Origin of the sequence: Paenibacillus sp. FSL L8-0494 (genome assembly GCF_038003695.1) — a bacterium.
GTDB lineage: Bacteria > Bacillota > Bacilli > Paenibacillales > Paenibacillaceae > Paenibacillus_AQ > Paenibacillus_AQ odorifer.
Genome location: NZ_JBBOPQ010000001.1, coordinates 5,564,762 through 5,576,181 on the forward strand (window position 1 = coordinate 5,564,762; position 11,420 = coordinate 5,576,181).

Consider the following 11,420-nt stretch of genomic DNA (forward strand, 5'->3'; position numbering starts at 1 on the left):
TCAGCTGGGCACGGTGAGTTACTTCTAAGACGCAGAGTTAACTTAGTTTGCTGAACGTATGAGTTTTTATCTTCTATGTTCGTAGAAACAACCTATTTAGTACAAAATCTAAGTATCATTGGTACCCAGCCAAATAATTAGGGAAATACTCCCTATTTATCAGTGATTCACGACCTTTCAACTGCTAATTAGGGAAATACTCCCTGATTATCGGTCGAATCACACATAAATGGGAGAAATGCTCCTTTTATTAGGGAGTTTTTCCCTAAAAAGCTTGATTTCGAGCCATAATCGGCTTATTTCAGGGAGAATTTCCCTAATTGTTGGGTTTCAATTCATAACCGATTTCACATCAAGCTCCTTCACATACCTTCTTTTCAAATTCCCACCTTCAGCAAAAGTCATGGCCAAAATTGTTACGCCTATATGATCAGTCCCATCAAACTACTTCAGCTACACCTGCTCCATCAGCCACTTTTACTACTTTATCCATTTCAACATTAGCTACGTCATCTACACCAGTTACATCAGCTACAATAGCACCAACAACTCCATAAGTTCCACCAGATACATCAATTACATAGGCTAAACTGTTACATTAATTACTCCTACATAAACTACTTCAATAATATAGCCTCCATCAGCCATTAGCCACCAGCCACCAGCCACCAACCACCAACCACCAACCACCAACCACCAACCACCAACCACCAACCACCAACCACCAACCACCAACCACCAACCACCAACCACCAACCACCAACCACCAACCACCAACCACCAGCCACCAGCCACCAGCCACCAGCCTTTACAATTATCAATCCCAGTAATAAAGAACATCACGAGCCAGCTTATACTCAACATTTTTGACGCCTATCCCCCTTCTTATAGGGGTTAGCCAGCCTTTTTCACAGAGATTCTTTAGCATCATGCGTACTGTTTTGGGATCTAGCGTGAAATAATCAGCGACTTCTTTAGGGCGTATCACCCCAGCTTGACGCACCACTAAACGCATGATTTCCTTCTCAGCGATTAGCAGTCTGTCACGTGGCGCATCTAAAATTTGGTAGCGGCTTAACGCCAAACGCAGCAGTGTAACACATAACTCAGGGCGCTGTTCAACATCATCATAGGCAAATGAAATTACTTGATAACCCATTCCGTACAGAAAAGTTTCACGATTTAGCTCATTACAATACTTCAGCCTATCCATGTCTCTTACATGAGCTGCATACCCTTTAATCTCAAACAAGAGCTTGATCGGCCCCGGCAAAAAAGCAAAATCAGCAAAATAAGCCCGTCTCTGTAAATCCAGCACCTCATACTCCGGATGAAGATCATTGAAGTCACCACGAAGCGGCCACCAGACGTTCTGCAAAAATAATTTTTCTGCGTGGCCATGACCTCTCTCCAGCCTCCCCCGCCGTTCGCCCGTTCTGTTTGCAAGATGATGCGCAATAAATTTTTCATGGGCTTGTTCATAGTTCATGTTTACTCATCCCTTCCTCCAAAATAAGAATAAACGCAAAAAAAACGCCCCATGGGCCCCGGATTTACCGGAGCTGCACAGGGCGTTCTTCGCCACGTATTATTAACGAATTATATATTCGTAAAAGACCAAGTTACTTCGACTGCACCGGAGGTGCAAGGTTAGCGTGGGCGCGGCCTGGGATTTCGCCCGTTGCCTCGTAAGCCACCACGATCGCATCAATTTCCTTTTTCAGCTCGTTCACGAGTTCAGCTTCAGGCACTTTACGGATCATTTGTCCGTAACGGAAAAGCAAACCTTCCCCACGAGCGCCAGCAATACCGATATCTGCTTCACGTGCCTCACCAGGACCATTAACAGCACAGCCAAGGACAGAAACTTTAATAGGCACCTTAAGCTTCGAAATATATTCTTCCACCTCATTAGCGATGGAGAAAAGATCGATATCCAGTCGTCCGCAAGTCGGACAAGAGATCAGCGTCGCCGCGTTAGAGATCAGACCAAACGTCTTCAGCAGCTCACGCGCCACCTTAACCTCTTCAACCGGATCGGCACTAAGCGAGATACGCAGGGTGCTGCCGATGCCCATAGAGAGCAGTGCACCGATACCAGCGGAGCTTTTCACTGTACCCGCAAACAATGTGCCGGATTCTGTAATCCCCAAGTGTAGCGGATAAGGAATGACTTCCGCAGCCTGACGATAAGCTTCGATGGCCATTGGCACATCTGATGCTTTTAGAGAGACGATAATGTCGTGGAAATCCAGTTCCTCCAGAATACCAATATGGTATAACGCACTTTCTACCATGGCTTCTGGGGTTGGGTATCCGTATTTCTCCAAAAGGTGATTCTCCAAAGAACCAGCATTTACACCAATACGAATCGGAATCCCTTTTTCTTTACATGCTTTAACTACCGCTTCTACCTTTTCGCGGCGACCAATGTTCCCCGGATTAATCCGTACCTTATCGATGCCGTTCTCAATAGCCATCAACGCTAGCTTATAGTTGAAATGAATATCCGCTACGAGTGGGATATGAATCTGTTTCTTGATCTCCTTGATTGCGGCAGCCGCCTCTTCATTGTTGACAGTTACGCGTACCAGCTGGCAGCCTGCTTCCTCAAGCCGCAATATTTCAGCTACAGTAGCCTCCACATCAGCGGTTTTGGTTGTACACATGCTTTGAATCGCAACCTCGTTGTTTCCCCCAATAATGAGCCCGCCAACATTGACAGGACGGGTTTGGTGTCTCAAGAACATGATTTTTCTCCCCCATAACGCCAAAGCTCCACCCCTTCGCTCCCGCTAATGTGAAGCGGGATAAGCGGAAGAAAGGTGGAGACTGTGACATGTATTGTTAAGGAAAAGCGGCTTACGCGCTTTCCTCTTTCTTCTTGTCTTTCTTAAGGTTGAGCTCAGGCAAAGCTTTCTCCTGAACGACCTGTTCCGTGATCACACAATCTTTAATATCATCGCGTGAAGGAACTTCATACATCACATCGAGCATGATGCTCTCAATAATCGCGCGCAGTCCACGGGCTCCCGTATTACGTTTGATCGCTTCCTTGGCAATTGCTTCGAGTGCCAATGGTTCGAATTTCAACGCTACGTTGTCCATTTCCAGTAGCTTGATATATTGCTTAGTGAGAGCATTTTTAGGCTCGGAAAGGATACGGACAAGCGTATTCTCATCAAGCGGCTCTAAAGTCGAGATGACTGGCAGACGGCCTACAAATTCAGGAATAAGACCGAATTTGAGCAAATCTTCAGGCAATACCATCGACAAATATTCGCCAGGCTTTAGATCCTTTTGTCCTTCAACTGCTGCGTTGAAGCCAATGATTTTTTTACCGATACGGCGTTTAATCATTTGCTCCAGACCGTCAAAGGCACCGCCAACGATGAACAGGATGTTCGTCGTGTCGATCTGAATAAACTCCTGGTGAGGGTGCTTACGTCCGCCCTGCGGAGGCACAGAAGCAACAGTTCCTTCCAGAATCTTCAGAAGCGCCTGCTGTACACCTTCGCCGGAAACGTCACGAGTTATGGACGGATTCTCGGATTTACGTGCTACTTTATCAATTTCATCAATATAGATAATGCCGCGTTCGGCTTTCTCCACATCGTAATCTGCAGCTTGAATGAGTTTGAGCAGAATGTTCTCAACATCCTCGCCGACATAACCAGCTTCCGTCAGGGAAGTAGCGTCTGCAATAGCAAAAGGAACGTTGATAATCTTCGCCATCGTTTGTGCTAACAAGGTTTTACCAGAACCTGTTGGACCAAGCAAAAGGATATTACTCTTCGTCAGTTCAACATCTTCGATCTTGCTTTGGCTGTTCACACGCTTGTAGTGGTTATATACCGCTACAGAAAGAGATTTCTTCGCTTGCTCTTGACCGATTACATATTGATCCAAAATATCGCGAATTTCCTTTGGTTTTGGAATATCCTTCAGATCAAGCTCTTCCTCATGACCGAGCTCTTCTTCCACAATTTCCGTGCAAAGCTCGATACATTCGTCACATATATAAACGCCCGGTCCTGCTACAAGCTTACGAACCTGCTCTTGTGATTTACCGCAAAAAGAACATTTCAATTGCCCTTTTTCATCATTAAATTTAAACATCTAACCACCCCTTTAAGATTTCATCGGTGAAGAAAGAACTTGGTCAATAAGCCCGTATTCCTTGGCTTCTTCCGCGCTCATGAAGTTATCGCGGTCTGTGTCCCGTTCGATTTTTTCAAGGGGCTGACCTGTGCGATCTACATAGATTTGATTCAGCTTCTGTTTCGTCTTAAGGATCCAGTCAGTGTGAATCCAAATATCAGACGCTTGACCCTGAACACCGCCGAGCGGTTGATGAATCATAACTTCGCTGTTGGTCAGCGCATATCTTTTGCCCGGAGCCCCAGCTGTTAGAAGGAGCGATCCCATGCTTGCTGCCATCCCTACACAAATGGTTGAAACATCCGGTTTGATATATTGCATCGTATCGTATATACCCATGCCGGCTGTTACTGAACCACCGGGTGAGTTGAGGTACAAGTGAATGTCCTTCTCGGGATCATCTGCTGCCAAAAACAGCAATTGAGCAATAACCAGATTGGCGACATCATCGTCAATCGCACTGCTTAAGAAAATGATGCGATCCTTGAGCAATCTGGAATAGATATCGTATGAACGTTCTCCACGACTTGTTGATTCCACAACCATTGGTACCAGACTCATGCCACCAACCTCTTTTCTCTGTACAGATTAGTCTTATCGTTTCAGAAATATTTTAACACGTTCAAGGCGCGATGTCATTTTTTCACTACAGTCGACTGTCTGCTGCTTGTGAATTGTGACGTTACTACCCCTATTACCTTATTGCCATACGTTCATACGGATACCTATGTAGTCACATATATTTGCGGCCGAGGATAAAAATAAGGCACGTAACGAAACTTACGTGCCTTATCATATCTGTATGGAGGCCGTGTAACTTGGCCGTTCTAGGTAGTGTTTAAAATATCCTACTCAGCTTTAGTGTCTTCAGCAGCTGGTGCTTCTTCTACTGCTTCAACTTCTACACTATTGCTAACAAGGAAATCAATGGTTTTACGCAACGAAAGCTCTTCGCTCAAGCTGCCCAGTGAACCGTTAGCTGCCAAGATGCTGCGGATTTCTTCTGGAGTACGTTTGTAAGCTTCAGCCATAGTAGCCAACTCTTCGTTAACTTCTTCTTCGGAAACTTCAATGTTCTCTTGTTTTGCGATAACTTCCAATACCAGGTTGTTGCGAACGCGTTTTTCAGCATCGCCTTTCATTTGGTTCTGCAAGTCTTCACGAGTTTGGCCGGAGAAGCTAAGGAACATATCCATGTTCATGCCTTGTTGACGAAGACGAGTGTCGAAGTCACGAACCATGTTCTCAACTTCACTGTTGATCATAGCTTCAGGGATTTCAACTTCAGCGTTAGCTGCTGCTTTATCAACAACTGCATTCTCACGAAGGCCTTTCAGTTCTTCCTCTTTACGGGATTCGAGCTGAGCTTTCAGATCTGCTTTGTACTCATCCAAAGTTTCGAATTCACTTACATCTTTAGCGAACTCATCATCGAGTGCAGGAAGTTGTTTGCGTTTGATTTCGTGCAGCTTCACTTTGAATACTGCTTTTTTACCCGCAAGGTTCTCTGCATGGTATTCATCAGGGAAAGTAACTTCAACATCTTTGAAATCTCCAGTAGCCATTCCTACCACTTGCTCTTCGAATCCAGGAATGAAGGAGTTGCTGCCAAGCTCAAGAGAGTGACGTTCAGCTTTTCCGCCTTCAAACGGTACATCATCTACATATCCGTCAAAATCGATTACAGCGATGTCGCCGTTAGCTGCTGCTTCTTCTTCAACTACTACAAGCTCAGCATGACGTTCTTGCAGACGAGCAAGTTCAGCACTCAACTCTTCTTCAGTCACTTCAGCTTTTTGTACTGGAACTTCCAGACCTTTGTAATCGCCGAGCTTCACTTCAGGTTTAACCGTGATCTTCGCTTTGAAGATAAAGGATTGACCTTTAGCAAATTGCTCAATATCAACTTCAGGACGGTCTACAGGGAAGATGTCAGTTTGTTCAACTGCTTCACCGTAAGCTTCAGGAAGAAGAATGTCGATTGCATCTTGGTACAAGCTTTCTACACCAAAACGGGATTCAAAGATCGGCCGAGGTACTTTACCTTTACGGAAGCCTGGTACGTTAGCTTTTTTAACGACTTTGTTAAAAGCTTTATCAAGTGCTGCTGTTACGCGTTCTGCGTCTACTTCTACTTCAAGAACTCCAAGGTTCTTCTCTATTTTTTCCCATGTTGCTTTCATATTATACTTTTCCCTCCAAAATATAGGTTCACAAGTTTACTTCAAATAATGATACAATCCACGCACAGAATAACCATTATATTATATACAACATTACTTTATTTATCAAGTAGAGAAGTCTTTACAAAACCCTTGAGAGCACGATAAGCTCCCTCAAATTGAAAGCGCATGCCGTCTGTGATGCCATACATTCCACGTGTCTCTTCCTCTTGTCGGGAGCCGTTTAAACTTTCAGAAACAAATTGGTGCAAAGCTCCTGCCCAAATATCCAGCAAAACGTCTTCGCCTTCCAGCAATTTCCGATATTCGTCCGACCCATAAATCGACATGATGAACTGACCCCAGAGCTCTTGTGCAAAATAATACAGCGTAGGCTCATGCACCTCTGCCTGCTCGGCTACCCGCTCCAGCACATGACTCACCTCCGGAGGAAAATCCTCCGTCTGCAGTGGCACGCTCTCGATCTCTACGAGTACCGTTTCATGTCCGCGAATCAGCTTCACTGTTCCCTGCATCCCACGCCGCTTAAGCGTCTGCAAGGTCCGAAATTGCAGCAGTGGATGAACATTATCCCCCTGCAACCAAGTGGTCAGCTCCTCGTCAACGCCGCCACCTTCCAGATAGGATAGCTGCTCTAGTGCAAGTATTGTCGCCTCAGACAGAGGTTCATTCATCACCCGCTGCAGCAGCTTTTTGGGATACCCCGCATCCTCGTTCATTTTGGATTTGGCCAAAAAGCGGGCCATATCCTCTTCCCTTAAATCTTCGTCTTCGGGGTGAACAGTTCCCTCCGCATCTCCATTCTGGGACGCGTAAGGAAATGCCGTTTCGAGCCATTCCAGCAGGGACCGCCATTCCTCGTAATTTCGCTCTTCCTGTCCTTGACACTGCAGCAAAAAACGAAGCAGCTCCATCGCTTCCCCGTAGCGTTCACTTTCCAGCATCACCGTAAGCTGGATTTGATAATAGTCCAGTGTCTTGGGGAACAGGACGATATTCTCTTTGGTGGCGGGGGAATCCGAATGTTTAATGAGGGCACCTCCTTATGTCTACTTATGTGAATGGAATCCTAACCATTATAAAAGTTATTAATACCTTAAGCTTCTTCCGAAACTTAATAATTGTAGATTATAGCATACCCCGTACTCTTTTTAAAAAACAGCTTGAAAAAAAACACCCCATATGATATGATAATTCCTGCTTGCTTTTCTGCCAGCAACCATGTCCCGGTAGCTCAGCTGGATAGAGCATGCGCCTTCTAAGCGCACGGTCGGGGGTTCGAATCCCTTCCGGGACGTCATATAGAAACAGCCTTCCTTCGGGAAGGCTGTTTCTATGTTCAGGGGAGGGGTTGGGTGGAGCTCAGGGAGTCACTGGGACGAATAGTCGACTGAACGACTGAGCTTAAAGATTCGCTGCTCTGGATTAGTTGAGTTTCAGAGATTAATGGAGCTTGGATTCGAAGCTCAGAACCTGATGAAAACTTAGCCTCGTCGGAGCTCAGGGTCCGATAAAGCTTAGCATTCGAAACTTAGAATTTGGTGAAAACCTGGGCCTCGTCGGGCTATGAGTCGATGGAGCTTAACTTTTGATGCTCGCTCGGACTTGGTCACACTTAGAACTCATTGGGGCTCAGGGTTCTGTGAAGCTTAGCAATCGATGATCAGTTTCTATGAGTCAGTACCACATCATACCCCGCCGCATTAGAACATTACGGCTGCTTTTCCGGAGAAACGCAGCTACATGCTATCTAATTGCATTTTCTGCAACTAAAAGTACCCTTTTACCTCCAAAAATCGCTTTAATTGCATTTCATACACTTATATTCTCAGATTTACGCCTAGAATGGTCTTTTCACCATTTTTAACTGCACAAAGTACAATTAAACCCAAACAAACCTATCACCATCAAAAATAAGTGCATAAAGTGCAATTAAAAACCACTCTTATCACCACTACTCATCACTTATTACTCACCATCCACCAATCATTACTCATTACTCATTACTCACTACTCACTACTCACTACTCATCGAATATTAATCTTCACATTCCCATTTCTGATTTTTAAATATGGGAACATTTTTAGCTCTCTATAAGCGTGGCCAATCTAATTACTCAAAAGACACGCGCATTAGCAATATTATCGAAGGATGAGACTATCCTGCTTATTTAATCGAGAATAAAAAAACTGTTCACGGCGTTTTCTTCCGCCGAGAGACAGTTTTTTATGCATGTTCTTCCTTTATAAGCGAATCAGCGCCCTTTGCGGCGATTTCCAAGCCAGAGCGGAAAACGGAAAGCAAAGTTAATAAACAAAACTACAAATACTAGTACTGCCGCTGATTTGTCAGCGATTTGCCGCGCATCTTCTACAATTGCCTCAGATTGTACATACCAAAGGTGTACGGCCAGGGTTTCTCCCGGCGAGAACAGATTAAAGTCCCACATTTCGCCCGAGGTACTGAGACCAGCGGTAAGGATAATAACCGCAGACTCCCCGAAGGCGCGTCCAGCAACGAGACAAATCCCAGTAACAATGGCAGACATTGCAACGGGTAGGACAACTGTGCGGATCACGTGGAATTTAGTCATGCCCAGTGCATATCCAGCTTCGCGCATCTCCCCAGGAACAGCACGGACCGCTTCCTCCGTCACACGTGCAAGCATAGGCAGATTCAAAAGCGCCAAGCTTACCCCACCGCCAAGAATCGTCAGACCGATCCCAAAATATTCAGCAAATATCGCAAGACCAAGCATACCGAATACAATCGAGGGAACCGAAGAGAGCGCCTCTACACATATACGCAGGCCACCTGTAAAAGCATTATCCGGAGCGTATTCCGCCATATAAATCCCCGCTCCTAAACCGATAGGGACGGAAATAAGCAGCGAGATGAACAAAATATAAAAAGAGTTGAAAAGTACAGGACCGATCCCGCCACCAACGTCAATCTCTTCAGGCTGTTTGATCAGGAAATCAGGCCGCAGCGCTGGCAGACCTTTACTAAGAATCGTGAAGAGCAGCCAGAAGATTAGCAGCATGACTAAAGCCCCAAGCGTATAAAACCCAATAGTCGCGAGCTTATTGCGTCTCTGAGCACGCGCTGTATGCTTTGTACTTGCGAATCCGTTCACGCTGCATCCCTCCTTTTTCTACCCAGCACGCGGATGATCAGAATCAGTACAAAGGAAATCACCAGCAGAAGAAAGGCCATCATATGTAGGGCATAATTCCAGGTTGACTCAAACTCTACATTCGAGATTTGCATAACGATGTTACTAGTCAAGACAGAAGCAGGTGTAAATAAGGTTTTCGCCAACTGTGGTGTGTTTCCGATAACCATAACTACAGCCATTGTCTCCCCCACAGCACGAGTCATCCCGAGGATGACTGCAGAGATAATCCCTCTGCTAGCCGCAGGCAAAACAACACGCATAATGACTTGCAGACGGGTAGATCCAAGAGCGTACGCAGCATCCCGATATTTGCGTGGAACAGCGACAATAGCATCATCACTGATTCGACAAATTGTTGGCAGGACCATTAATGCGAGTACGAGGGCCGCAGCCAGCAAACCATCACCCAAGCTCTCCCCACTAACTCTACGCAGGAAAGGAAGTAATACCGTTAAGCCTAAATAACCATATACTATAGAAGGAATACCAACGAGCAAATCGAGCACCGGGCGAATGAAGGTCTTCATCCACTTCGGAGCAATCTCCGCACAGAGAACGGCCATGCCTACCGAAATAGGAACTGCGATCAGCAGGGTCAAAGCTGTCAGTGAAAGTGTATTTACAATGAAGGCAGCAGCCCCAAAGGAGTCCTCTTCAGGCGTCCAGTTAAACGAAAAGAAAAAGTCCGCAGGCGAGAGATGACCAAACAGAAGCAGCGCCGTTTTGCCGATAAATAGGATTACAAGTCCAAGCACGAAACAAAGTGCAAGAATGCTGAATAAGAAATAAAAGCGGAATAATCGGTTGCTAAACATATGTCTACTGTGACGTTTGGAGTTGGCGCTAACTTCTGTAACGCCCTCCTTAACCTTAGTTGCCAGGTTGTGGACTGGTGCCCCCATACTTTCCCTCCTGTAAGCGGCCAACCCCGTATCAAAATCGGGGCTGGCCGCTGTTACCATTCAATATGATCTTCAGATGTTATTAACCCTTCATTGCTGCGATCGGAATGAATTTAAGCTTTTTCAGAGAACCTTGTTGGAACTTTTTGCTTTGTACGTATTCGATAAATTCTTTAGTTGCGCCAGTAGGCTGGCCTTTAGTCATGTAGTAACCATAAGCCCAAATCTTATAAGAACCGTTAATTACGTTGTCTGTAGTAGCTGCGATACCGTTGTGTTTCACTGCTTTTACGTCGCCACTTACATAAACAAGGTCGATATAACCGATGGAGTTAGGAGTAGTTCCTACTGCTGTTTTCATGTCGCCGGATGAACCTGTTTCTTTGTAGTTCTTAGCTTTTTTAACGATATCTCCGCCATCCAAAGCTTTAGCCTGATAGTTAACGCGGGTACCAGAACCGAATGAGCGAGTGATGACAACGATATCTGCATCTGCGCCGCCTACTTCTTTCCAGTTGGTGATTTTACCAGCGAAAATACCTTTAAGCTGCTCTGTTGTAAGGTTATCTACACCCACATTTTTGTTCACGATCGTGGCAAAAGGAATGACAGCCACTTTGTTTGCTACCTGTCCGTCAAAAGCTTTGAAACCTGGTACGTCCATGCTAGCATCCCAGTCGCAAGCGCCGATATCAGCGATGCCTTTTTTTACAGCTTGTGGTCCAGTTACAGAGCCTTTACCAGATGCTGCGATTTTCACTTTAGGATGCAGCTTTTGGAATTCTTTTGCCGCTTGCAACGTCAATGGAAGAAGTGCGGTCGAACCGTTAACGGTGATTTTGCCACTAAGTGAATCTGCTGCTGCTGCAATCCCTGCAAAAGATGCGGTTACCGCGATTACGGCTGTTAAAGCCGTTACTGTTAATTTCTTGAAGATTTTCATTGTACTATTTTCTCCTCTCGGCTCTAGGCCGTTAAAATATGTTTGAAATAAT

10 protein-coding genes and 1 tRNA gene are annotated in these 11,420 nt (G+C 45.4%); 1 reads left to right on the forward strand and 10 read right to left on the reverse strand.

Translation table 11 applies throughout. The features are described from left to right. Positions 1-585 precede the first annotated feature (585 nt). From NYE35_RS25240 to NYE35_RS25270, 7 genes are all read right to left on the reverse strand, one after another. Positions 586-774, reverse strand: a complete 189-nt coding sequence (locus NYE35_RS25240) for a hypothetical protein (RefSeq protein WP_341122197.1) — start codon at positions 772-774, stop codon at positions 586-588. A gap of 43 nt (positions 775-817) precedes the next feature. After that, a complete protein-coding gene (locus NYE35_RS25245) occupies positions 818-1,489 on the reverse strand; it encodes a BlaI/MecI/CopY family transcriptional regulator (RefSeq protein ID WP_076296947.1) in 672 nt (223 codons plus the stop codon). 133 nt (positions 1,490-1,622) lie between these two features. Then, entirely contained in the window at positions 1,623-2,750 is a 1,128-nt protein-coding gene (gene ispG / locus NYE35_RS25250; RefSeq protein ID WP_036685055.1) for a flavodoxin-dependent (E)-4-hydroxy-3-methylbut-2-enyl-diphosphate synthase, read from the reverse strand. Between the two features lie 112 nt (positions 2,751-2,862). Continuing rightward, complete coding sequence (clpX, locus tag NYE35_RS25255; RefSeq protein ID WP_036685052.1) at positions 2,863-4,119, reverse strand: ATP-dependent protease ATP-binding subunit ClpX; 1,257 nt, start codon at positions 4,117-4,119, stop codon at positions 2,863-2,865. A gap of 12 nt (positions 4,120-4,131) precedes the next feature. Next, complete coding sequence (clpP, locus tag NYE35_RS25260; protein WP_036685049.1) at positions 4,132-4,722, reverse strand: ATP-dependent Clp endopeptidase proteolytic subunit ClpP; 591 nt, start codon at positions 4,720-4,722, stop codon at positions 4,132-4,134. Positions 4,723-5,009: 287 nt separating this feature from the next. Next, positions 5,010-6,344: a trigger factor gene (gene tig, locus NYE35_RS25265; RefSeq protein ID WP_036685045.1), complete on the reverse strand. Its 1,335-nt coding sequence runs from the start codon at positions 6,342-6,344 to the stop codon at positions 5,010-5,012. A gap of 98 nt (positions 6,345-6,442) precedes the next feature. Further along, positions 6,443-7,288 carry a hypothetical protein gene (locus NYE35_RS25270; RefSeq protein WP_256715929.1) on the reverse strand — a complete coding sequence of 282 codons (846 nt, stop codon included), beginning with the start codon at positions 7,286-7,288 and terminating at the stop codon, positions 6,443-6,445. A 279-nt stretch (positions 7,289-7,567) separates the two neighbouring features. On the opposite strand from NYE35_RS25270, the gene NYE35_RS25275 reads away from it, so the two are divergent. Then, positions 7,568-7,641: transfer RNA gene (locus tag NYE35_RS25275), tRNA-Arg, on the forward strand. Positions 7,642-8,599: 958 nt separating this feature from the next. On the opposite strand, the gene pstA is transcribed toward NYE35_RS25275, so the two are convergent. The 3 genes from pstA to NYE35_RS25290 form a co-directional block, all read right to left on the reverse strand. Then, positions 8,600-9,481 (reverse strand): phosphate ABC transporter permease PstA, encoded by an 882-nt coding sequence (gene pstA, locus NYE35_RS25280; RefSeq protein ID WP_036685040.1) that lies wholly within the window; start codon positions 9,479-9,481, stop codon positions 8,600-8,602. Next, on the reverse strand, positions 9,478-10,425 hold the full coding sequence (gene pstC / locus NYE35_RS25285) for a phosphate ABC transporter permease subunit PstC (RefSeq protein WP_036685038.1): 948 nt from the start codon (positions 10,423-10,425) through the stop codon (positions 9,478-9,480). The genes pstA and pstC overlap by 4 nt, the downstream gene beginning before the upstream one ends. An 82-nt stretch (positions 10,426-10,507) precedes the next feature. After that, positions 10,508-11,368, reverse strand: a complete 861-nt coding sequence (locus NYE35_RS25290; RefSeq protein ID WP_076272808.1) for a phosphate ABC transporter substrate-binding protein — start codon at positions 11,366-11,368, stop codon at positions 10,508-10,510. Between the last annotated feature and the right edge of the window lie 52 nt (positions 11,369-11,420).

What these genes read in the sequence shown, in the direction of transcription:
- NYE35_RS25245 (WP_076296947.1), bottom strand. Translation starts at nt 1,489, where the DNA reads ATGAACTATGAACAAGCCCATGAAAAATTTATTGCGCATCATCTTGCA.
- ispG (WP_036685055.1), bottom strand. Translation starts at nt 2,750, where the DNA reads ATGTTCTTGAGACACCAAACCCGTCCTGTCAATGTTGGCGGGCTCATT.
- clpX (WP_036685052.1), bottom strand. Translation starts at nt 4,119, where the DNA reads ATGTTTAAATTTAATGATGAAAAAGGGCAATTGAAATGTTCTTTTTGC.
- clpP (WP_036685049.1), bottom strand. Translation starts at nt 4,722, where the DNA reads ATGAGTCTGGTACCAATGGTTGTGGAATCAACAAGTCGTGGAGAACGT.
- tig (WP_036685045.1), bottom strand. Translation starts at nt 6,344, where the DNA reads ATGAAAGCAACATGGGAAAAAATAGAGAAGAACCTTGGAGTTCTTGAA.
- NYE35_RS25270 (WP_256715929.1), bottom strand. Translation starts at nt 7,288, where the DNA reads ATGCTGGAAAGTGAACGCTACGGGGAAGCGATGGAGCTGCTTCGTTTT.
- pstC (WP_036685038.1), bottom strand. Translation starts at nt 10,425, where the DNA reads ATGGGGGCACCAGTCCACAACCTGGCAACTAAGGTTAAGGAGGGCGTT.
- NYE35_RS25290 (WP_076272808.1), bottom strand. Translation starts at nt 11,368, where the DNA reads ATGAAAATCTTCAAGAAATTAACAGTAACGGCTTTAACAGCCGTAATC.